General features: G+C 56.7%; 17 protein-coding genes. 5 read left to right on the top strand and 12 right to left on the bottom strand.

What is annotated here, in order from left to right; all coding sequences use genetic code 11:
- Window position 1: 1 nt before the first annotated feature.
- From EL29_RS19735 to cscK, 6 genes are all read right to left on the bottom strand, one after another.
- On the bottom strand, window positions 2-1,411 hold the full coding sequence (locus EL29_RS19735) for a sucrose-6-phosphate hydrolase (protein WP_028715945.1): 1,410 nt from the start codon (window positions 1,409-1,411) through the stop codon (window positions 2-4).
- Window positions 1,411-2,781: a sucrose-specific PTS transporter subunit IIBC gene (locus EL29_RS19730; protein WP_013024234.1), complete on the bottom strand. Its 1,371-nt coding sequence runs from the start codon at window positions 2,779-2,781 to the stop codon at window positions 1,411-1,413. The genes EL29_RS19735 and EL29_RS19730 overlap by 1 nt, the downstream gene beginning before the upstream one ends.
- 66 nt (window positions 2,782-2,847) lie before the next feature.
- Window positions 2,848-4,365 carry a carbohydrate porin gene (locus EL29_RS19725; RefSeq protein ID WP_013024233.1) on the bottom strand — a complete coding sequence of 506 codons (1,518 nt, stop codon included), beginning with the start codon at window positions 4,363-4,365 and terminating at the stop codon, window positions 2,848-2,850.
- Between the two features lie 250 nt (window positions 4,366-4,615).
- Window positions 4,616-5,860 (bottom strand): MFS transporter, encoded by a 1,245-nt coding sequence (locus tag EL29_RS19720; RefSeq protein ID WP_028715944.1) that lies wholly within the window; start codon window positions 5,858-5,860, stop codon window positions 4,616-4,618.
- A 49-nt stretch (window positions 5,861-5,909) separates the two neighbouring features.
- Window positions 5,910-8,996: a beta-galactosidase gene (locus EL29_RS19715; protein ID WP_029571475.1), complete on the bottom strand. Its 3,087-nt coding sequence runs from the start codon at window positions 8,994-8,996 to the stop codon at window positions 5,910-5,912.
- Window positions 8,997-9,500: 504 nt separating this feature from the next.
- Window positions 9,501-10,418 carry a fructokinase gene (gene cscK, locus EL29_RS19710; protein WP_013024230.1) on the bottom strand — a complete coding sequence of 306 codons (918 nt, stop codon included), beginning with the start codon at window positions 10,416-10,418 and terminating at the stop codon, window positions 9,501-9,503.
- 228 nt (window positions 10,419-10,646) lie between these two features.
- Here cscK and yghU point away from each other — a divergent pair, with 228 nt between their 5' ends.
- Both yghU and EL29_RS19700 read left to right on the top strand, forming a co-directional pair.
- Window positions 10,647-11,510, top strand: coding sequence for a glutathione-dependent disulfide-bond oxidoreductase (yghU, locus tag EL29_RS19705; protein ID WP_013024229.1), 864 nt, complete (start codon window positions 10,647-10,649; stop codon window positions 11,508-11,510).
- An 11-nt stretch (window positions 11,511-11,521) separates the two neighbouring features.
- Window positions 11,522-11,812, top strand: coding sequence for a DUF1330 domain-containing protein (locus EL29_RS19700; RefSeq protein ID WP_013024228.1), 291 nt, complete (start codon window positions 11,522-11,524; stop codon window positions 11,810-11,812).
- Between the two features lie 158 nt (window positions 11,813-11,970).
- On the opposite strand, the gene EL29_RS19695 is transcribed toward EL29_RS19700, so the two are convergent.
- Both EL29_RS19695 and EL29_RS19690 read right to left on the bottom strand, forming a co-directional pair.
- Entirely contained in the window at window positions 11,971-13,407 is a 1,437-nt protein-coding gene (locus tag EL29_RS19695; protein WP_013024227.1) for a methyl-accepting chemotaxis protein, read from the bottom strand.
- Between the two features lie 154 nt (window positions 13,408-13,561).
- Window positions 13,562-14,494, bottom strand: coding sequence for a LysR family transcriptional regulator (locus EL29_RS19690; RefSeq protein WP_028715942.1), 933 nt, complete (start codon window positions 14,492-14,494; stop codon window positions 13,562-13,564).
- A 135-nt stretch (window positions 14,495-14,629) separates the two neighbouring features.
- Here EL29_RS19690 and EL29_RS19685 point away from each other — a divergent pair, with 135 nt between their 5' ends.
- A complete protein-coding gene (locus EL29_RS19685) occupies window positions 14,630-15,700 on the top strand; it encodes a tartrate dehydrogenase (protein WP_014606905.1) in 1,071 nt (356 codons plus the stop codon).
- A 1-nt stretch (window position 15,701) separates the two neighbouring features.
- Here EL29_RS19685 and EL29_RS19680 read toward each other — a convergent pair whose 3' ends face one another.
- From EL29_RS19680 to EL29_RS19665, 4 genes are all read right to left on the bottom strand, one after another.
- Window positions 15,702-17,033, bottom strand: coding sequence for a glycoside hydrolase family 28 protein (locus EL29_RS19680; protein WP_028715941.1), 1,332 nt, complete (start codon window positions 17,031-17,033; stop codon window positions 15,702-15,704).
- A 37-nt stretch (window positions 17,034-17,070) separates the two neighbouring features.
- Window positions 17,071-17,886, bottom strand: coding sequence for a carbohydrate ABC transporter permease (locus EL29_RS19675; protein WP_014595099.1), 816 nt, complete (start codon window positions 17,884-17,886; stop codon window positions 17,071-17,073).
- Window positions 17,886-18,758, bottom strand: a complete 873-nt coding sequence (locus tag EL29_RS19670) for a carbohydrate ABC transporter permease (RefSeq protein WP_013024220.1) — start codon at window positions 18,756-18,758, stop codon at window positions 17,886-17,888. Before EL29_RS19670 ends, EL29_RS19675 begins: the two co-directional genes overlap by 1 nt.
- A 63-nt stretch (window positions 18,759-18,821) precedes the next feature.
- Window positions 18,822-20,153, bottom strand: a complete 1,332-nt coding sequence (locus EL29_RS19665) for an extracellular solute-binding protein (RefSeq protein WP_033766291.1) — start codon at window positions 20,151-20,153, stop codon at window positions 18,822-18,824.
- 526 nt (window positions 20,154-20,679) lie between these two features.
- Here EL29_RS19665 and EL29_RS19660 point away from each other — a divergent pair.
- Both EL29_RS19660 and EL29_RS19655 read left to right on the top strand, forming a co-directional pair.
- Window positions 20,680-21,279, top strand: coding sequence for a GNAT family N-acetyltransferase (locus EL29_RS19660; protein ID WP_028715939.1), 600 nt, complete (start codon window positions 20,680-20,682; stop codon window positions 21,277-21,279).
- 12 nt (window positions 21,280-21,291) lie between these two features.
- Entirely contained in the window at window positions 21,292-22,383 is a 1,092-nt protein-coding gene (locus tag EL29_RS19655; protein ID WP_014606908.1) for an ABC transporter ATP-binding protein, read from the top strand.

Genomic DNA, 22,383 nt, shown 5'->3' with positions numbered 1-22,383 from the left:
CTTATTCTACCATGCAGGATCGTAACGACCAGTAGCAGGCAGTGACTTCTGCGCTGCCGCTCAGGCGTAAACGGGCAGGATGCTGCGGGAAGTAGCGGCTACTCATCACGCCTTCGCCGTCATTGATAAAAATCTCGACGCTGGAGTGATCGCACAGAATATGCAGTTTGCGCGCGCTGCCGCACCAGTGACGATAAAGCCATTCGCCGTTTTCCAGACTGCGGCGTGCCAGACAAAGCGTCTCCTGATGCCAGCTCAGCCGAAGCGTATCGGCAAAGTCCAGCGTGATATCGCCGCCGGACGTCAGCACCAGCTCAAGACGTCGGGCCGCCATCTCCGGTGCGCCATCCGCAGGCCCGCGATAGCGTTGCTCGTCCAGCCGCAGCGCCTGCAGCTCGGCCACCGGCTGCTGATAAAGCCGCCCGTCCCGCTCGGTCAGCTCACGTATACAGGTCATCTGATGAATCCAGCCAAACGCCACGGTGGGCTGGCGCATTTCTTCGCCGTCCGGCACGCCCATCCAGCCCACCAGCAGCCTGCGCCCGTCCTGGGTTAACGTGGTTTGCGGGGCATAAAACTCAAAGCCGGCATCCAGTTCATTAAAGGCACCGTGCGAGTAATGCGCGTTCTCATAGTCGAGCGTACCGCTGAGCCATGCGCAGGGATGGGTATTCAGATAGCGCTTCTCTTCCCGGGGAATGCCCTGCGGGCAGCAGATCAGAAACGTCGAGGCTCCCAGGGTAAACATGTCAGGGCATTCCCACATATAGCCCGCCGCGCCTAATCCGCCCAGGCCACTTCCCGCTATTTCGCCCAGGTTCTCCCAGTGGCGCAGATCGCTGGCGCGCAGTAACAGGACTTTGCCCTGTAACTGCGCGTCCTGCGCGCCCAGCACCATGTACCAGTACCCGCCATGCCGCCAGACTTTGGGGTCACGGACATGACCGGTGTAGCCTTCAGGCAGCGGGATAACCGGCCCCAGCTTGTCGAATCCGCCCTCACCGTTCTGCACGGCCAGGCACTGCCAGGCGGTACGTGAGCCGTCCTCAAATTTAACATTCCCCGTGTAACACAGGGTTAGCTCGCCATTGTTGTCCACCGCACTGCCGGAATAGCATCCGCTGCGGTCATACTCTTCATCGGGCAACAGCGCGACCGGTTCGTGTTCCCAGTGCAGTAAATCCGCTGAACGCCAGTGGCCCCAGCATTTGTGCTTGTGCTCGCAGGCCAGGGCATTCCACTGATAGAACAGATGGTACTGTCCGTTGAAGTGGATAAAGCCATTGGGATCGTTAAGCAGCCCGGTAACTGGCGCCAGGTGCCAGCCCGGATAGTGGCTGTCCTCCCGCGCCCTGGGCTGGCCTTTCATTACCGCCTTAAGCATGGCGGGGAGCAGGTTTTTCAGGGCCATTATTCAGAATCCGTTTTGTACTTGAGCAGGAAAGCGATGACAAAGGCGACACTAAAGGCGATCACCATACCAATAATATAATTCAGCAGCGAACTGGCCTGAACAATGGCCATGCCGGGTAAGCCAGTCAGCCCCACTGCGGTCATATAGACCTTAACGGAAACCACCCAGGCACCGCCGATGGCACCACCGATCAGTCCGGCAATAAACGGCTTCATAAAGCGCAGGTTGATACCAAAGATGGCGGCTTCGGTAATGCCCAGCAGGGCCGAAAAGGCTGAAGGCAAGGTAATGGCTTTGATTTTAGGATCCTTGGTTTTAAACCACACCGCCAGACAGGCACCGCCCTGCGCCACGTTGGCCATCGCCCAAATCGGCAACAGGAAATTGACGCCGATTGAAGGATTACCCAGCAAGCCCGCTTCAATGGCGTGGAAACTGTGATGCACGCCAGTAATCACGATAACGGAGTACAACCCGCCAAACAGTAATCCGGCCAGCCAGCCAGCATGAGCAATCAACGTGCTGAGCACGAAGGAGATGCCGTCACCCAAGGCACGCCCCGCCGGACCAATAATCAGCAGCGCCACAAAGCCAGAAATAATTACGGTCAGGAACGGCGTCAGAATCAGGTCGAGCGCGTCAGGGATGATGCGCCGTAACTGTTTTTCCAGCAGGCTCATAAACCACACGGCCAGCAACACCGGAAACACCGTGCCCTGGTAGCCGATCATCGCGACTTCAATCCCAAAGAAGTTCATGGTGTGGAACCCGGACGCCACGCCCCAGGCATTGGTCAGCGCCGGATGGGTCAGGATGCCGCCCAGCGTAGCCCCCAAAAACGGGTTACCGCCAAACTCACGTGCTGCCGTAAAGCCGATCAGGATCGGCAGAATAATAAACGCCGCCGAACTGCACATATCCAGCATGATATACAGGGCATTTTCCGGGTTCACCCAGCCATAAGTTTTGACCATGCCCAGCAGGCCCATGAGCAGGCCGGACGCGACAATGGCCGGAATAATTGGCACGAAAATATTCGAGAGCAAACGGGCGATGCGCTGGAAAGGATTGAGCTTGCGGGCCGCGATATCGGCGGCTTCAGATTTACTCGATTCACTGATCCCGGCTTCGGCGACAAAGGCGGCGTAGACTTTGTTGACCACCCCGGTGCCAAAAATCACCTGCAGCTGTCCGGCATTACGGAAACAGCCTTTTACCCCGTCGATTTTTCCGATCGCGCTGGTATCCGCTTTGGCGTCATCGACCAGCACCAGCCTGAGCCGGGTCGCGCAGTGCGCCGCGCTGGCAATATTCTCTTTGCCCCCCAGCAACGGCAGTAATGCACGGGAGATTTGTACGAAATCCATAAAAAACCTCTGTTTTATCGTGTGATAGTGTCGGCCCGGCTGAAACAGCCCCGCAGGGCCGACTGATCAGAACCAGGTTTCCATTTGTACGCCGAAGTTCCACTCACCGCCCGCTTCAAAGCCGCTGCTGCCAAAGGCATCGCCGCGCGCGTAGTTATCCAGTCGGTGGTCCCAGTCCATCCAGGTGGCAAAAAGGCGAATTTCCGGACGTTTGAGGAATTCACCCACGTTGCTGGCCTTCAGCGTAGGCGCAACGGTCAGTTTGTAGAAATTACCGTTGACCGCACTGCGCTGATTAAAGCCCTCTGGTCGCAGATCCATATACTGATAGGTAGCTTCGTACTGCATTTCAAAGTTCTCGGTCAGCCCCTGAATCAGGCGCATGTTGGCGGTGGCCCACTGATAGCTGTCGCCCTTGACGTAACGATCCTTACTGCTTTGCGCCAGCACCGCTGGGGCGATATGCCAGCCGCCGCCCAGCGGGGTAATCCCGTAGCTGGCCAGCCGCCAGGTATCGGCATCCGGTAACAGTGCCCCGTCTGAACCGATAGCTTTTACCTCTGCACCTAAGCCGTGACCGTACAGCACGGCCGTTTTCGCTGAACCCTCGCGCAGGCCATAGAAGCTGTCGTTATGCAGCCCCACCAGCGCATGTAACCCGGTGTTCGCGGCATCGCCCTTCACCTTCAGGCCGTTCACATCCAGCCGGTCGTCGTTATCTTTCGCCCGCATGCCGCTCAGCATCAGTTGGAATGGGCCGTAGAAGTTGTTAGCCGTGAGAATATAGTTCTGTGCGGTGTTGTCGTTGTTCTCGATATCGCCAAAGGTTCGTCCGTAAAGCGACAGATTGCTGTGAGCCTGATCGCTCCACTTCATGTCGTAAATACCTGCTCCGGTACCGGCGAGAAATACCACATCGGAGTCGATCCAGTGGATATCGAAATTATCCCGGTCAAAGCGTTTACCCGCCCAGACGGTCGTGTCTTTGAACGCGCCGGTAAAGGTCGGGAGCTGGCCCAGCTCGACAAAAGCCTGACGCAGATTGAGGTCGCTGCTGGATGCCGTCCAGTCGTTATAGGTGCGCTGGCCGTCGGCCAGCATCGCCTTGAAGCGGGTCGTTGCGCCGTTTTCCAGCGTTTGTTTATGTTCCAGATTCAGCTCTACATAGGTATCAGGTTCGTTACCTAAGCGGCCGACATGCCCGCCGGTTTCCCCGGCAGGCGTCACGGTCGGGCCGCCCTGAGTTTTGGTCGCCGAGCTGTTCATCAGTAGCCCGGAACGGGCATAGCCGTGAAATTCGAAGCCGTCTTCACTGCTCGCTTTCTGCTCCAGCTTCGCCGTGCGCTGTTCAACCTGCGTCGCGGTGGCCTGGCTTTTCTGCTGTGCGCGGGCAAGCTGCTGCGCCTGTTTTTCTGCGGCTTCTGCGCGATTCTCTGCCGCATTCGCCCGCTGCTCCGCGGCCTGTAACCGCTGCTCCAGTGCCGCCAGCCGTGCTTCAATACTGCTCATGCTTGGTTCTGCTGCCAGAACCGGCCCCGCGCTCAGTAGCAGCCCAACGGTTATGGCAAGTGCCTTTTTATTCATCGTTTTACATCCCAGAAAAGGTAAGGGTAGTGATGCTGTCTTTTGCTAAACCGGTTTAGTTTTCGGATGATATTCATCGATGTATTTTCAGGCAAAGTAATTTGCTAAACCGATTTTATGAATGTGAGACAGTTCGCAAAACGAAGCGGCGACGAGGCGAAAAAGAGGAATGACATGATGAAAAAAACGCGGTCGGCAAGCAGACAACCGGATGCGTCATGACGCCTGTCCGGTTGTCTTGAGGAAGGGATCAGGCAGCATGACGACGTAACAGCGTCAGCGGTCCCGGCCCGCTCAGGGTGAAAACGGAGATCAACGTAAAGGCCATCGCAATAGAGCCCAGCACCAGATAGGCGCCATGGAAGCCAATACTTTCATACATGTTACCCGCCAGAACTGACATGAATATCATCGCTAACTGTTTGAAGAAGCAGAAGCACACCAGATAAATGGTGGCGGAGAAGCGCACTTCAAACTGGCTGGTGATGTATTTAAAGCAGCCGACAATCAGGAAAGGGATTTCAAACATGTGCAGCGTTTTAAGAATCACCACTTCCACTGCCGTGGTGGCAAAGGAGGAACCGATAATACGCACGGACATGATCATGCCTGCCAGCAGCAGGGCGTTCTTGCCGCCAATGCGGTTAACGATCAGCGGAGCAAAAAACATGATGGACGCGTTCAGTAATTCACCCAGGGTGGTTACATAGCCAAATACCCGCGTACCCTGTTCGCCTGTGGCAAAGAATGAGGTAAAGAAGTTAGCAAACTGCTGGTCGAACACGTCATAGGTACAGGACACGCCGACGACATACAGGGATAAAAACCACAGTTTTGGCTGCCTGAACAACTCCAGCGCCAGCTTCAGGCTGAACGCCGAGTGATTCGCTCCCACCGCCTGCGCAACCGTCGCGGATGACGATGTGCTGGTACGGGAGAAGAACAGCAGCAGCGCCAGAATCACGGCACAGCCCGACCCCAGCCAGAACACAAACTGGTTATTGATGGTGAACATGATCCCGACGATGGAGGCGCACAAGGCCCATCCTACACAGCCAAACATGCGCGCCCGGCCAAATTCAAAATTGCTGCGGCGGCTGACTTTCTCAATGTACGCTTCAATCGCGGGTGCCCCGGCGTTGTAGATAAAACCCAGGTAAATACCGCCAACAATCGAGCCCGCCAGAATATTCACCTGTAATAGCGGCCCAAAAACGTAAATAAAGAAAGGTGCGAACATCACCAGCATACCGGTGATAACCCACAGCAGGTGTTTGCGCAGGCCGAGCTTATCGGACAACAGGCCAAACAGCGGCTGAAACAGCAGAGAAAACAACGAAATACTGGCAAAAATAATGCCGGTATCCCCTTTGCTGATATGGTTAATATCATGCAACCAGATGGGGAAGAACGGGAAATAGGCACCCATGATGAAAAAGTAAAAGAAGAAGAAAAAACCAAACAGCCAAAAATTCGTGTTTTTTAAATAGTACATATTGGACGTCCTTACGCGAGAGTCAGGCAGGCGCGAGCCTGCCCGCTCATTATTTTTGTTGCCCCCAGATAAACTGGTAGCTGTAACGTCCTGCACTGAGCAGGAATTCCGGTGATACCGACGGGCTCCAGGAATCGTCACCGCCGACGCCCATGTGGAAGCCATCAATATTGAGCCACGTGCCCGCCTCAGGCCGTAACAGGTGGCGATGGCAGGTTTCCATCAGCTGTGTCTGGCTGTAGCGACTGATGTTGAACTGGAAATCGCCACGCCACTGGTGCGCACCATAGTTGAGTTCACGCGTGCCGCAGCGCAGGCCGTTTTCAGTGGGGAAAACATACGGAGTGTACATTTCACTCAGCGGTAAATCCCAGCGGTCGAAGCAGGCAGAGGTCAGGCGATCCGGGTAATTTTCATGCGGCCCCAGGCCTAACCAGTTCACTCGCTCGACGATCTGGGTGAGCTGACAGCTCATACCGATGCGTGCCGGATAAGGCGTGCCGCTCGCAATCTCCACGTTGACCGTCACCGCCATCTCGCCAAATCCATCAATACGGTACACTTTACGGCTAATAAACAGCGTTTTGCCTTGGAACTGCCAGGCATGGACGGTGTTGATCACGACGGCGTCGGAGAGCGCTTCGGCGGTGCACTGCAGGGTAGTGACCTCAGACTGATAGTGCCCCGCCGCTTTCCAGCGCTCGACCCAGGCATTAGGGTCGATGCGCGTGACTTCGCTGACGCCGATATCGTTATCCAGCGGCGCACGGGTAAACTGATCGCGCAGCGGCGACAGGAGCTGCGGCTGATCGTCGATCCAGTACTGCGTGAGCACGCCCTGCTGACGGCTGAATGCCCAGCGCTGGTTGTTCACCGCCACGCTGAAGGTGTCTTCGCCGCGGCTGAGCTGTGGCGCACTCGCCGCCTGAGGCGGCAGGGCCACATTCAGGATCGCCTCCAGTGGCCACTGCTGCCAGGCGCTGATATGACCGGCTTCTGACCAGGCCGTCGGCTGAGGCTGTTCCACCCGCACCGTCAGCCAGAGCTGGCCTGAAGATTGAGGCAGCGGCACCTCCGGGAGTGCGATCTGCTGGCGGCCCTGTGGCGCGATATCCAGCGTGACTTCACCGGCGGCCAGCAGGTTGCCATCCTGAGCCACCGACCAGTGCAGGATTTCATTATCACTGTGGCGGAACAGGTATTCGCTGGTCACTTCCAGCGTGCGCTCGCTGCCCGGTAGCAGCCTGAACTGGAAGAACTGCTGCGCATGGCGGGCTTCGTAGAGCGAGGGATGGGGCGTCCGGTCGGCAAAGACCAGCCCGTTCATGCAGAACTGGCGATCATTAGGCGTATCACCAAAGTCGCCACCGTAGGCAGCCCAGGGTTCGCCGTTATCGTCATATTTTATGAGCGACTGATCGACCCAGTCCCAGACAAAACCGCCCTGCAGGCGAGGATACTGACGAAATGCCTGCCAGTATTTTGCGTAGCCACCAAGGCTGTTTCCCATGGCATGAGCATATTCACAGAGAATAAGCGGACGCTGCTCGCCTGGAATAGACAGCCATTTTTTAATGGACCATTTCGGCACGGCCGGGAAAGGTTGATCCTCATCGACCCGCGCATACATCGGACAGATAATATCGGTCGCTGCGGTATTGGCCCCGCCACCTTCGTACTGGACCGGGCGGGAAGGATCTTCACTTTTCAGCCAGCGGTAGAGCGCATCATGGTTAGCACCGTGGCCCGATTCGTTACCCAGTGACCAGATAATAATGCAGGGGTGATTACGATCGCGCTGCACCATGCGCGTGACGCGCTGGCTCATGGCGGGAAGCCAGACGGGATCGTCGCTCAGGCGATTCATCGGCACCATGCCGTGCGTTTCGATGTTGGCTTCATCCACGACGTACAAGCCGTAGTGGTCACACAGGCTATACCACAGGGGATCGTTAGGGTAATGGGAGCAGCGCACCGCGTTGAAGTTATTCTGCTTCATCAGCAAAATATCCTGCACCATAGTGTCACGATCCATCACCTGACCGCGTTCAGGATGATGCTCGTGGCGGTTGGTGCCGCGGATGAGCAGTGGCTGACCGTTGAGCAGCAGCAGGCCATTTTCGATGCTGACGTGCCGGAATCCCACGTCGCAGGCCTCCGCCTCAATCAGCGTACCGTCCGTCCGGTGTAACTGCACAACCGCCCGGTAGAGATGCGGCGTTTCCGCACTCCACAGCGCAGGGTTAGCAACGTTGATGCATAGCGTTGTCCGATCGCTCCACGCGCCGCGCTCGTCAATAATCGCGCTGCCCAAGGGCGACGTCGCTTCTCCGGTTAGCGTGTCACCCGCGAAGAGCTGCACGCTGACCCGTAAATCGTCATCCAGTGCTCCGGCAACCCGCACCTCAGCTTCCAGCCGCGCACGACTGAAATCGTCATTGAAATGCGTACGAATGCGCAGATCGCGAAGATGGCTGGCAGGCTTATGCAGCAGGGAAACATCGCGGAAAATACCACTCATGCGCCACATATCCTGATCTTCCAGATAGCTGCCATCGCTCCAGCGCAACACCATCACCGCCAGGCGATTTTCACCTTCGCGCAGAAATTCGCTCAGATCAAATTCAGACGGCAAGCGGCTGTCCTGCCCGTAGCCCACCCAGCGTCCGTTGCACCAGAGATAGAAGGCTGAATTCACGCCGTCAAAAATAATTCGGGTTTGTCCATGTTGCAGCCAGTCTGCATCCACATTAAATGTGAGCGAATAACATCCCGTAGGATTTTCAGCCGGAACGCGCGGGGGATCAACCGGAATGGGATAGGTAACATTGGTGTAAATCGGAACATCATAGCCCTGCATTTGCCAGACTGACGGCACGGTAATCGTCGCTGCCGCCTGCAAATCCTGGGTGCGCCAGCTATCCGGCACCGCCTCGGGCGCAGGGAAAAAGGCAAACGTCCATTCGCCGCTCAGGCTTTTTCGCTGCGCCGATGGCGCGTTGTTATGGGCCGCCTCAGCGCTGCGCCAGCTGTAAAACGGCGGATGGGCTTCCAGCCGGTTATGTTCGCTGACGCCGGGGTTTTCCCAGTCGCGCCGGGCGAGTACGGCCGCTAATGAATCTCTGTCCAGGGTCATGGCAGTCTCCTGCATAAAATTGTTATCCGCTCACATTGAGATGACATTACGAGGCCGGAATGGGGATGTAAAGCAACGAAGGGCGAATGAGTGAACTGCCTCACAGCAAAGCGGGATCGGCAGTGAGATTTATGAGCGGGGTCGCTGTCTTGCCGGCCCCGGTCAGGATGCGCGAACGGGGAGCGCTGACAACGGGCAGATGGCCGCGGGAACAGATCAATGCGCGAAAAGGCTCGGCATGATGGGGCAACAGTAAAGCTTGCGTTGCGGTGACAGACAAAGCCCGACCACGCTTTATGCCGGCAGGCGGTTCACCCTGAGCGGCCGGGTCATCAGCGTGGACAGGGGCTGATCGCTCTGCCCGATCTGAGGTAACGGGCGCTGTCCCCTTTAGTGATGACAGGCCCGCTGGATGAGCGGCCGACCCCGTTCGGCGCTGCACCCGCTGACTGACCGGACACAGGCGAGGGTTGCCGGTCAGTGCGTCGTGGCGTTATCGGGATATTATCCTTCAATTTGGTGGCGATAAGGCAACGCGGTCATCGCCCCTTTTGCCGTCGTCGCCAGCGCCCCACACTGCTGTGCGCTGCTGAGTCGTGCCGCCAGCTCGGCCTCATTAGCGGGCATCCCCTTTTCCGCCAGCCCCCATAGCAGCCCGGCGACAAACGCATCCCCTGCGCCGGTGGTGTCCACGCTCACCACAGGCAGCGTGGGATAGTGATAATGTTTACCCTGATGCCAGACTTTCACTCCGGCCTTGCCCTGGGTGACCATCAGCAGGCTAATCGCAAAGCGTTCCGCCAGCGCCTGCATGCTGTCAGCGTGTTGCGCCCCCGGAGTCAGAAAAGCCAGCTCTTCCTCAGACAGCTTGACCACATCGGCCAGCTGTAACGCCCGGTTCACACAGTCCCGCAGTTGGGCATCGTCGTGCCACAGATCGTGACGAATATTGGGATCAAAGCTCACAAAGCCACCGGCATCGCTGATCTGCTGCATGGCAGAAAAGGTGGTGGAGCGCGAAGGTTCTGCCGCCAGGGCAATTGAGCAGCAGTGAAGCCATTCACCTTGCTCAAACCTGGGGAGATCGCCTTGTTCCAGAAACAGATCTGCACTGGGGCGCACCATAAAGGTAAAAGTCCGCTCACCTTCCTGATCCAGCGCCACCACCACCGTTGAGGTGCGCTGGGCGCTGTCCAGCGTCATATAGCGGGTATCAACCTGTTCAGTCGCCAGCGTGTGCTGCATAAAGTGACCAAAAGGATCGTCCCCAACCCGGCCAATAAACCCGCTGCGGCCCTGTAAGCGGGCAATGCCCACCGCCACATTGGCGGGCGCCCCGCCTGCACACTGTATTAAATGCCCCGGCCCGTCCGGAAGCAGGTCCACCACGGCATCACCCAGACACCAGACTCGTGCTGACATACCTCTCTCCTACGCAGATAAAGCTAAATTTTACTAAACCGTTTTAGCTTAGCATTGCTCAGGCGTCATAAATGTGATTTGTGTGGGGAAAATCTCTTCGCACTGGCGGTAAAGCTGTCTTGAGCGCTGTAGTAAAGCGATACAAAGTCACCGCCACCAGGGTTAAACCAGCGCGCTGGCAACTGCTACACTCGTGAAAACTCCAAACACAAAAAGGCGAACCTCATCATGTCTGAACAACACTATCAGCCCGCTAAAGTCTGGAAGTGGGACCCGGAAGCGAAAGGTAATGGTGCCAAAACTAACCGCCCTACCGCTGGCCCAACCCATGAAAAAGCCCTGCCGGTTGGTAAGCATCCGCTGCAGCTTTACTCTCTGGGCACGCCTAACGGCCAGAAAGTCACTATTCTGCTGGAAGAGTTGCTGGCGCTGAACGTGAACGATGCAGAGTACGATGCCTGGTTAATCAATATTGGTGAAGGCGATCAGTTCAGCAGCGGTTTTGTTGAGATCAACCCCAACTCCAAAATCCCGGCACTGTGCGATCATTCAGCCACACCACCGATTCGCGTATTTGAATCCGGTAACATCCTGCTCTATCTGGCGGAAAAATACGGTTATTTCCTGCCGAAAGATCCGGCCAAACGCACCGAAACGCTGAACTGGCTGTTCTGGCTGCAAGGCTCTGCCCCTTACCTTGGCGGCGGCTTTGGTCACTTCTATCATTACGCGCCAGAAAAGATTGAATACGCCATCAACCGCTTCTCACTGGAAGCCAAACGTCAGTTTGACGTGCTGGACCGTCAGCTTGCCGATAACCGTTATCTGGCGGGTGACGATTACACCATCGCCGATATCGCCACCTGGCCGTGGTACGGCAGCATGGTGCTGTATAACCAGTACAATGCGGCAGAATTCCTCGATCTTCAGTCCTACAAAAATGTGGTGCGCTGGGCCGAAGAGATCGCCCTGCGTCCGGCCGTTATGCGCGGCCGCAAGGTGAACCGTGTGATGGGCGAACCCGCCGATCAGCTGCGCGAGCGCCATGACGCATCGGACTTTGATACGCAAACCCAAGACAAGCAAGCCTGAGGAGAAAAACGTTGAGCGCTTACGTCGTATTTATTCGTGACAACACCCTGGATCAGGATGAAATGGTGACTTACGCCGATAAAGCCGGCAAAGCCCATGGCAACCATCCCATCAAGCCATTAGCCTTTTACGGCGATCTGGAAACCCTGGAAGGCCCCGAGGCGGAAGGTGTGGTGATTATTGAATTTCCGAGCACCGACGCCGCCCATGCCTGGTATGACAGCCCGGAATATCAGGAGGCGAAACAGCACCGCCTGAAGGGCGCGACTTATCGCGTATTGTTGGTAAAAGGCGTCGATTAATCGCTTTGCGGGCATGCCCGCCATTGCCCCGCAGTCCATCTGGCCTGCGGGGCACTCGCGCCCATCGACGCCGCTGATACGGTATCCTCGCGACCCGGGCAATAACGCCCGTGTTTTCTCCGCCAGAACCGCCTCATAACGGATTCTGCCTGCCTCGCCTAGCTAAAACGAAACAGTGAGATAGCCTGTTGTAGCGTGCTGGCCTGCTGACGCTGGTGCTGCGCCACCTGTAGCGTTTCGGTCACGTGTTTGACGTTATGATTCACGCTGTCATCAATACTGTTAATGCTGTGCTGAATCTGTTCGATGCTCTGATTTTGCTGCACGCTCATCTCCGACAGCTCGTTCACCAGCTGTGACAGGCTGTCGATACTGACGTGAATCGCCTGCATGGTCTGGGCGGCCTGATCAACCTGCGCGGTGCCCTGCTCGGCGCTGGAACTGGACACATCCATGAGCTGGCGAATCTCACGGGCGGCATTTTCACACCGCAATGCCAGGCTGCGCACTTCGTTGGCCACCACGGCAAAACCCCGGCCTTCCTGACCCGCGCGGGCGGCTTCTACTGAGGCATTCAGGGACAAAATCGTCGTCTGGAAAGCAATGCCGTCAATCAGTTCAAGAATGGTTTTAACCCGGCCAGACTCCACGTTAATCTGCGCCATGGAGGCCATCGCCCGCTGAATATTCTGTTGACCTTTATTCGCTACCTGGCGGGTTTCATGAGCCAGATCGCAGGCCGTTTGCGCCTTATCCTTCGCCTGACTGGCGGCAACGCTGATTTGTGACATCGCGGTGGTCGCCACCTCCAGCGCCTGAGCCTGTTCATCGGTGCGCTGCGACAGGGCGGCGTTACGCGACAGCATGCTGTCGGCCTCCTGCAGCAGTTCAGCGACGCCGTGGCTGACCTGGTTCAACGTACCGCGCATCGTGCTCAGCGTCTGGCTAAAGGTTTTGGCGAATGGCGTTTCACTCTGTTGATTTTCCACCGACAGCGTCAGGCAACCTGGTTCACGGTTGATGCGGGCAGCCAGTTGCGCGACCTCACTTGAAGCGCGGAGATCGGCGGCCATCTGCCGGGCGATAAGCACCAGCATCGCGGTCTGTACCACCACAAACAGCGCGTGGAAAAGCACCATATCCAGACCGGGATGGTGAAAGACCACGATGCCAAACAGATCGTGTTCCTGCAGATAGTTAAACAGGAGATGATGAACGGCGCCTGTCGCGGCGGCCACCAGCAAGGGTCGGCTGTCGCGATAGACCAGCAATACCGACAGCAAGACAAACACCGAAAAGTGGAACTCGGTTTCGCCCTGGCCCAGTTGAATCAGCAAACCCGCAAAGCCGATGAGCGTGAAGGCCAGCCATAAGCGCGAAAATAACGTGCCGTTTGCCAGCCATCCCACCAGCGTGGCGACCAGTGCCAGCCCGGTGCCGACCGTTATCGCCAGCCAGGTTGACTGGTACAGGCTTCCGACGATGGCTGAAATCACCACCATGATCCAACACAGCATGACAATCAGCCTGTCTGCCTGTTTTGCAATACGTTGAGGGGAAACGCCATCCCCGGAGCGTGTTAAATCTGTATTCATCGCCAGGCATCCACCAGAGGTTAAACCGCGCCTCAGACCAGAGGCGTGCTCACAGTCGATCTACGCAACGGGCGCAGACACATAAGATCGGTATCGACGCTGCCGGAAAATACTTTAATAGTGATAATGATTTACAGAAAAGTTGCGTGGGACATCACAGATGAGTTAACGCGCTATCGCTTTGAAGCCTTTCCTGTAGAAAGGTCACAAACGCCATGAGGCGCGAGGGCTGCTGTCGCTGCGCCTGCCAGACTGCGAAGATATCGCCGTCCGGTGACCGCCATTCGGGCAACACATGCCGCAGCTCCCCGGCTGCAATGCTGTGTTTTGCATCCCACCAGGAGCGCAGCAGGATGCCATGACCATCCAGCGCCATGCGCATCGCCACCTCGCCATCGTTCGTGACCAGGTTCCCGCGGACTTTCTGACTCAGGCTCTCCGCATCGCCGACAAAACGCCACAGGGCGAAATCGCTGTCATGCTGCCTCAGTAAAATGCAGTTATGCTGCGCCAGCGCCCGGATGCTGTCCGGCAACCCGTGTTTGGCGGCGTAGGCGGGCGAGCAGCAAAGTACACGCGGGTTGTGCACCAGTTTCCGGGCGACCAGCCGTGAGTCTGGCGGTTCGCCGACGCGAATGTCGATGTCCACATGGGCATCAAGAAAATTCAGCGGCTGACTGCTGAGCTGCAGGGAAAGCGCCAGATGAGGATGCAGGGCAGCAAAGGCAGACACGCAGGGCGCGATATGGCGGCGGCCAAAACCAAACGAGGCATTAATATTCAGCGTGCCGCGCAGCTCGGCCGTTTCCCCGCTCACCGCGTCTTCCAGCGCCACCAACTGCTCCAGCAACGGGCGAGCCCCTTCCAGGTATCGACGACCTTCGGGCGTCAGTTCCAGCTTGCGCGTGGTGCGGCGCAGCAACTGAACCCCCAGCCGCTGCTCCAGCAGGCTCAGGCGTTTGCTGACGGCCGCCAGAGAAAGCCCCAGCGCCCGCGCGGCCGACGTCAGGCTGCCCAATGACGCCACGCGCAGGAAAAACGCCAGATCGTCACTTGACGTCCGAGATTCTCTACTTTGATTCAACATGGGATTAACTTTAAGGCCAATTGTTTACCTCAGGTGGAGAGTTATACTGCGCTAACGCCCGGTGATAAATCAAGCTGCACCAAGACAGCATACGGAAACCTGACCGACTCACCCTACCAACCTCAGAGGTGCCCAGTGACAGAGAAGATCCATCGTATTGCCGTGATTCCCGGCGACGGCATTGGCAAAGAAGTGATGCCAGAAGGCGTGCGCGTGATGAACGTGGCGGCAGAGAAGTTCAACATTCCATTGCGCTGGGAGTGGTTCGATTATGCCAGCGCAGAATACTGGCAACAGCATGGCAAAATGCTGCCGGACGACTGGTTTGCTGAGCTTAAAACGTTCGATGCGATTTATTTTGGCGCGGTTGGCTGGCCTGATGTGGTGCCGGATCATGTTTCGCTCTGGGGATCGCTGTTGCAGTTTCGCCGTGAGTTTGATCAGTACGTGAACCTGCGTCCGGTACGCCTGATGCCCGGCGTGAAAGCACCGTTAGCCAACCGTAAGCCGGGCGATATCGATTTCTACGTGGTGCGGGAAAACACCGAAGGCGAGTATTCCAGCGTGGGCGGCACCATGTTCCCCGGCACCGAGCGGGAGGTGGTCATTCAGGAAACGGTCATGACCCGCGTGGGCGTCGATCGCATTCTGAAGTTTGCCTTCGAACTGGCCCAGCGTCGGCCCAAAAAACACCTGACCTCTGCCACTAAATCAAACGGTATCGCGATTACCATGCCCTACTGGGATAACCGCGTTCAGGCGATGGGTGAGCACTATCCCGAGATCAAGGTGGATAAATATCATATTGATATTCTTACCGCCAATTTTGTGTTGCATCCCGACTGGTTTGATGTGGTGGTTGCCAGCAATTTGTTTGGCGATATCCTGTCGGATCTCGGCCCTGCCTGCACCGGCACCATTGGCATCGCGCCGTCTGCCAATATCAATCCGGAAGGCAAATTCCCCAGCTTGTTTGAACCGGTGCACGGCTCGGCGCCCGATATCGCCGGTAAAAATATCGCCAACCCGATCGGCCAGATTTGGTGTGGTGCCATGATGCTGGAGCATCTCGGCTACAAGGAAGCCGGTGATGCCGTGCTGAACGCCATTGAGCGTACCCTGGCCGCCGGTGAACATTTAACCCGCGACCTGGGCGGCAGCGCGGATACGCAGCAGTTGGGTGCCGCTATCGCGGCGGCGCTGTAACTTAGTCTGCCAGCAGTACAACGCTGTCCGGATGCCAGCCTGACGGCAGCGGCTCAGGCCGCTGAATCGTCAGGTTGTTCAATTGCAGGTTCTCAACGCCGCGCGCAAACAGTCCCGGCAGCCCACCGGGATAGCGCTCAACGCCGTAAGCCTCGCCAGTGGTTTTATCCAGCCGGTAAGCATTATCCAGCCCCATCCCGGTGGGGGAATCGGGATTACAGGGCGGCCGCACATCGTACTGCCCCTGCACGCCCTGCGCGACAGTTTGCCGCAGATGGAGTTGATTGAGTGAAATATCACGGATCCAGCCTGGCTGGGCAGCATGCAGGTTGATCGCGCCCTCTGCCACACCGCTGAGCTGACTGAACTGGACTTGCTCCACGATCCCCGGCAGCACCGCCGGATCACGGGTCCGTACGGAGATAAAAATGGGATCGGCTTTGCCCCAGTGGCAGGCGGCAACATGATGGCAGCTAAAGGCGATCGTGCTGAAGAGGACGCGCCGTATCGCCCCACCATCCCGTGACACAATGCCGATGCCGCGGTTGGAATCAAACAGGGTGCAGCCTGAAACAGTAATGTCTTCAATATCGTCCCAGGTTTCAGTGCCGATCTTCAAGGCGCAGCTGTCGCTGCGCAGCAGGCAGTTGCTCACCGCGATTCGTCGCGCCGGACGACGCAGGCCAGCGGGCTTGAAGGTGGTTTTGATGCAAATCGCATCATCTGCCGCGCTGAAATAGCTGTTGCTGATAAAAACCGCCTCGCAGCTGTCAATGTCCAGTGCGTCGGTGTTGGGCAGCGTCATGGCGTTATCAATGGTCAGACGTTCGATATGCACATGGCGGCAGCTGACAAGGTGCACCGTCCACATCGGTGCGCGGATCAGGCTGATGTCCTGCAACCTGACCTGCTCGCAATCCTCAAACACGATCATGCGTGGCCTGTCTGCTTTTGGGACCCGGTAGCCCTGTTCGTCAGGCTCCGCCGCAAACCACGCTTCGGCGTCTCCCTCAATATGGCCCTGACCAGTAATTGTCAGGTTACGCTGCCCCAGCGCATACAGCAGGACGTTATGCGATTTCTCGGCACAGCTCAGCGCTTTCCACTGTTGGTAGTCCGCCAGTTGTCGGCTGGCAACCAGCACTGCGCCGGCTTCAAGGTGCAGCTCAAAATCGGAAGGAAGGTTCAGGCAGCCGCTGCGATAACGCCCCGGCGGCAGCGTAAGTCGCCCGCCGCCCGCCGCCGCAATCTGGTCAATCGCCTGTTGCAGGATGCGTGTATCAGGGGTTTCGCCGTCTGCGACGGGATGAAAATCGCCAAGGGAAAGATGCATCGTCCGGCCTTAGTGAATGAGAGATGAACCGGTGCGCTTACTTCACCGCACCTTCCGTTACGCCGCTGATAAACTTGCGCTGGAAAAACAGGAAAACCACGATAAGCGGCATGATAACGATCATCGCGCCAGCCATCAGCACCGGGATATCAATGGTGTTCTTATTCTGGAAAAACATCATGCCAATGGGCAAGGTTCGCAGCTCATCTTTGTTGACCAAAATCAACGGAATAAGGAATTCGTTCCACGTCCAGATAAACAACAGCAGGGCCAGCGTGGAGATCGTGGGCCAGATGGCCGGAACTAAAATCCCCCACAGGATTTTAATGCGAGGCGCGCCATCCATCACCGCCGCCTCGACTAACTCTTTAGGCACCTGCTGGAAAGCGCTGGCAATCATCAGGGTAGTAAACGGCAGCGACAGCGCAACCTGCGGCAGAATCAGGGCCAGATAGGTGTTGGTCAGCCCCATCCAGTGCAGTTCATGATAGAGCGGAATAATAAAGGCTTCACTCGGCAGCACCATGCCCAGCGCCAGCATGGCCGCCACCACTTTCTTGCCCGGAATTTTCAGTAAGGCAAAGCCAAATCCGGCCAGAATACCCAGTAAAATACTGCTCAGCACCACCGGAAACACCACCAGCACCGAGTTCATAAAGTAAACGTTAAAGTGTCCCTGCTGCCAGGCGGTGATGTAGTTTTTGACATTCAGTGAGGCGGGTAAATGAAACACGCCCTGAAACAGCTCCATCTGCGTTTTAAACGAGGTCATCAACGCCATTAAAAACGGCATGATGGTCATCAGCGCCACAATCCAGATCAGCGCACGAGAAATGATCGGTGTGCTTTTCATCAGTAACGTTCCTTCAATGCCAGATGGATCAGGTAGTTAAGCCCTAACACAATGACCATACTGAATACGGCAACCGATGAGGCATAGCCGAAGTAATGCAGATCAAAGCCCTGCTTGTACATAAAGATATTGGTCACCATGGTGGAGGTGCCAGGGCCGCCCTGCGTCATTACGTACACCAAATCGAACGCCTTCAGACTGGCGATGACCGTCAGCAACAGCGCGATGCGCAGCTCCGGACGCAGTCCCGGCAGCGTAATGCGCATAAACTTCTGGCGGCGCGAGGAGCCATCCAGGTCCGCCGCTTCAAGCAGGGACGGATCCATTCTCTGCAGTCCCGCCATAAACAGCACCAGACAGAAACCAAAAAAGTACCAGGTGGCGACCATGCCGACGGCCGGCAGAGCCCAGGTAAAATCCCCGAGCCAGGACATCGCCAACTGCGGCAATCCGATGGCGCGCAGGACCTGATCGATGGGGCCAAAGGCCGGGTTGTACAGCCAGCGCCACACTACGCCGAGAACCGCCATCGGCATGATATAAGGCAGAAAGAACAGGATGCGCAGTACGCTGCGCTCGGTGTTGTTTCGGGTTTCATACAGAAAGCTGCACAGCAGCAGCCCCACGCCAATCGGCAGGAGAGTATAAAACAGCATCAGAATGGCGTTATTGCCAAGGGCAATCCAGAAGACCGGATCGCTGAACATACGCAGGTAGTTACTGATGCCCGCGAAAACTGGCCGCGAGGTGCCATCCCACTCGGTAAAGCTGATTCCCAACGACGCGAGCAGCGGTAACAGCAGAAACAGGCCATAAACCAGGACTGCGGGAAGAAGATAGAGAAAATTACGCCAACTGCTTTGATTCAACATAACCGTACTCGTCGTAGTCAGAGCGACATTCAGGCCCGGCAGGTTCGCTGCCGGGCAACCGGCTTAGTGTTTCAGGGTTTTCATGTAACGCTGATAGTTGTTATCGAAGTTAATCACCATCTGCTCAGCCGTCTGTCGGCCCGCCAGCAGCAGCTGAACGTTTTGATTCAGTTCGGCGTTCATGGTCGGGGTTGCCCAGTCGACATAATGGCCCAGACCGTCGTAGGCATTCAGGTTCAGCCACACCTGCCAGGCTTCGCCTAACAGCGGATTATCCGCCGGGATTTTTGCGTCTTTATTGGTACTGGCCGGCAGGAAGCCAACGTTCAGCCAGCGGTTTGCCATGCTGTCCGACACCATATAGTTAATAAATTTGGCGGCGGCATCCTGCTGGGCTTTGGTTTTCGCCATGCTGGTCATCGAGAAGGCCAAATCGGTTCCGCCGACCATCAACGGCTGCTTCACGCCGTCACCGGCTGGCATACCGGCGAAGTGAATATCTTTGTTGTCTTTAAACTGGCCCAGATACCAGGTTCCGCTCACCAGGAACGCAGACTGACCGTTCTGGAATAACGTGGCGGCATCATCATGACCAATGCCCTGATAGCCCGGGAACAGATAACCTTTGTCCGCCCAGCCTTTCATCATGGTGGCCGCTTTTTTCAGCTTGTCATCTTTGAACGTGCCGCCCACGTCGTAAATCAAATCATCCAGTTTTTTGCGGTCGCTGCTTTCAATTTGCGCTTCCCACAGCGTACTGAGTAACTGCTGCCCCATGTTGCCGTCTAATAAACCCAGCATCATTGGCGGCGTGCCCTGCTGCTTGAGTTTTGCCATTGCGGCGTCAAGCTCGCTCAGGGTTTTCGGTACCGCAATACCGGCCTTATCCAGCAGCGCCTTGTTGTAATAGAGGCCAACCATTTCACCGAGGCTGGCCACGCCGTACAGCTTGCCGCTGCCAAACTGGCCGCTGTCAGACCAGCGGTTACGCTTGAGAATGGAGTCCGGGAATTTTTGGGTCCAGCCGTATTCGGCCGCATAGCTATCCAGCGGCAGCAGCAGTTTGTCTTTGACCAGCGATCCCATATCGCCGCCGCCCTGATTCACCTGGGCAATCTGCGGACCTTCACCTGCGGTCAGGGCCAACTTAAGAGGAATGCGCGTGTCTTCAAAGGAGTGCACGGACCGGTTGATAACGATACCGGGGTTTTGCTGGGAAAAGTCTTTAATACCTTCATCGACGGCCGCCGTTTGCTGAGGATAACTGTAGATATCCCATTCATTCAGGGTAACGGTGCTGTCGGCATGCGCAACGCTGCCCATCAGCAAGCCCGCCGCCAACAGGCTACGAACCGAAGTGCGAAAACGGAACGAACGAACTGAGGAATCAGACATCATGCTCACTTTCTCCAATACAGGATGGGCATCCTTTCTTCACAGGGTCTGCAATCCCGCAGACTGTCGCCGCATAAATCACCTTCTCACTCATAGTTACTTTAATAAAAAAATAAAGTCAAACATCCCACCGTGGGAATTGCCAGGTTGTGAGCCTGCGCAAAAAAACACGCTGACAGGGCAACGCTCAGCATAAGCGGAGAGAAATCCGTACAAATCTGGCGCGTTATCGGTGTCCGTTCGCCGCCGGCCAGCACGATAAACCAGCCTCAAAATGGCGTAATAACTTGCTGATAAAAAATATGAAAATCATATGACGCTCACATTTTTAACTTTTTATTTCCTCTGACGATTGCCGCCAGCCGGTTCACCGCCTGCGACAGAAGCCCACAGGGACTGGCCTGGTCAGCTAATAAGATCCGAGCGGAGGCGAGTTCAGGATAGTGGGGCAATTATTCCATCTTGAAAACTAAGTCAGCTTTCATTACCGTGAGGTTGTTCAACTACTGACCTGTGAGAGATGACGATGGCGAATCAAGGTGTCATTCGTCCGGCCACCGAGTCGGACTATTCAGCGCTTTACCGCATCTGTCTGGAAACCGCCAATGCCGGTAAGGATGCCCGTAACCACTATTCCGATCCCGAGTATCCCGGACAGCGCTTTGCGGTGCCCTACGCCCGCTTTGCACCGGATTTTGCCTTTGTGCTGGACCTGGAAGGCGAAGTGATGGGCTATGTTGTCGCTACGCCCGATACCCGTGCCTTTGAAGCGCAGCTTGAGCAGCACTGGTGGCCTCAGCTTCAGGAAAAATACCGTGACCGCACGGCCAGCGCCCCCTATGACAGCAAAATTCTCGACAGCATCCGTCAGCCTGAACGTGCCGATGCGCAGCTGGTGACACAGTGGCCCGCGCATTTACATATCAATCTGCTGCCGCCGGTGCAGCAAGGCGGCTGGGGCCGCAGAATGATTGCACAGGAACTGGCTGCGCTACGCCAGGCCGGTGTGAAAGGCGTTCACCTTGGCGTCAGCCTGCAAAATGAACAGGTGTGCGCGTTCTATGAACGCATGGGATTCAGCCACATCCTGCGCAGCAACGCCATATATATGGGCCAGTTACTTTAAGTGAGAGAGTTTATGACCAGCCTGCGCTTACAGAACGTTAAGAAGTCCTATGACCATATCGATGTGATTCACGGCGTCGATCTCAGAGTAAACAGCGGCGAATTTGTGGTGTTCGTTGGGCCATCCGGCTGCGGTAAATCTACCCTGCTACGGATGATCGCCGGGCTGGAAGAAATTACTGACGGCACATTGCTGATTGACGATAAAGACATGACCCGTCAGCCCGCAACCGAACGCGGCATCGCCATGGTGTTTCAGTCTTATGCGCTTTATCCCAACATGACGGTGCGCGGTAATCTGGCCTATCCGCTTGAGGTGATGAAAAAGCCGAAAGCCGAGATAGCCCAGGCAATTGAACAAACCGCCGCGCGCTTGCACCTGACCGAACTGCTGGATCGCCTGCCACGGGCGCTTTCCGGGGGCCAGCGTCAGCGCGTGGCCATTGGCCGCGCCATTATTCGCCATCCGCGCATCTTCCTGTTTGATGAGCCGCTCTCCAACCTGGATGCCGAGCTGCGTCTGCAAATGCGCATCGAGATTGCCCGCCTGCACGCCTCGCTGGGCAACACCATGATTTATGTGACCCACGATCAGTCAGAGGCGATGACGCTTGCCGATCGTATCGTGGTGCTGCGCAAAGGACGGATTGAACAGGTTGGCGCGCCGTTAGCGTTATACAGCGACCCAGACAACCTGTTTGTGGCCGGTTTTATCGGCTCGCCGAAGATGAATTTCCTCCAAGCCGAAGTCACCGCCACGGGTCAGGGTGAGGTGCAGTTACGCGTGCCGGATTTGAAGATAACGCAGCTGGTGCTAAAGATTGCGGCGCCCTGCCGCGAGGGCCAGCGCGTCACCCTGGGCATTCGTCCCGAGCACATGCAGCCCGCCGCGGAAACGCCAGCCGAACGTCAGTTCAGCGGCACGCTCTCCTTTGCCGAAATGCTCGGCCACACCAATTATCTTTACCTTGATTTAGGCATTGAACAGATGCTGGTTGTTGAGGCGCGCGAGGCGCAACGGCGTGATTTAGGCGTGGAGGTCAGGCTGGGTTTATCGGCAGACCACTGCCTGCTGTTTGATGAGCAGGGGCAGCGTCTGCGTTAA

It is taken from the genome of Pantoea ananatis LMG 2665 (genome assembly GCF_000710035.2).
In the GTDB taxonomy this organism is placed as follows: Bacteria; Pseudomonadota; Gammaproteobacteria; order Enterobacterales; family Enterobacteriaceae; genus Pantoea; species Pantoea ananatis.
The sequence above is the reverse complement of the archived record's forward strand: the minus strand, read 5'-3'. Positions and strand labels throughout refer to the sequence as shown.

Coding starts and splice junctions, on each gene's coding strand:
- EL29_RS19720 (WP_028715944.1), bottom strand. CDS start 5,860: ATGTACTATTTAAAAAACACGAATTTTTGGCTGTTTGGTTTTTTCTTC.
- EL29_RS19725 (WP_013024233.1), bottom strand. CDS start 4,365: ATGAATAAAAAGGCACTTGCCATAACCGTTGGGCTGCTACTGAGCGCG.
- EL29_RS19670 (WP_013024220.1), bottom strand. CDS start 18,758: ATGTTGAATCAAAGCAGTTGGCGTAATTTTCTCTATCTTCTTCCCGCA.
- EL29_RS19735 (WP_028715945.1), bottom strand. CDS start 1,411: ATGGCCCTGAAAAACCTGCTCCCCGCCATGCTTAAGGCGGTAATGAAA.
- EL29_RS19655 (WP_014606908.1), top strand. CDS start 21,292: ATGACCAGCCTGCGCTTACAGAACGTTAAGAAGTCCTATGACCATATC.
- EL29_RS19715 (WP_029571475.1), bottom strand. CDS start 8,996: ATGACCCTGGACAGAGATTCATTAGCGGCCGTACTCGCCCGGCGCGAC.
- yghU (WP_013024229.1), top strand. CDS start 10,647: ATGTCTGAACAACACTATCAGCCCGCTAAAGTCTGGAAGTGGGACCCG.
- EL29_RS19665 (WP_033766291.1), bottom strand. CDS start 20,153: ATGTCTGATTCCTCAGTTCGTTCGTTCCGTTTTCGCACTTCGGTTCGT.
- EL29_RS19690 (WP_028715942.1), bottom strand. CDS start 14,494: ATGTTGAATCAAAGTAGAGAATCTCGGACGTCAAGTGACGATCTGGCG.
- cscK (WP_013024230.1), bottom strand. CDS start 10,418: ATGTCAGCACGAGTCTGGTGTCTGGGTGATGCCGTGGTGGACCTGCTT.
- EL29_RS19675 (WP_014595099.1), bottom strand. CDS start 17,886: ATGAAAAGCACACCGATCATTTCTCGTGCGCTGATCTGGATTGTGGCG.
- EL29_RS19730 (WP_013024234.1), bottom strand. CDS start 2,781: ATGGATTTCGTACAAATCTCCCGTGCATTACTGCCGTTGCTGGGGGGC.
- EL29_RS19680 (WP_028715941.1), bottom strand. CDS start 17,033: ATGCATCTTTCCCTTGGCGATTTTCATCCCGTCGCAGACGGCGAAACC.
- EL29_RS19660 (WP_028715939.1), top strand. CDS start 20,680: ATGGCGAATCAAGGTGTCATTCGTCCGGCCACCGAGTCGGACTATTCA.
- EL29_RS19695 (WP_013024227.1), bottom strand. CDS start 13,407: ATGAATACAGATTTAACACGCTCCGGGGATGGCGTTTCCCCTCAACGT.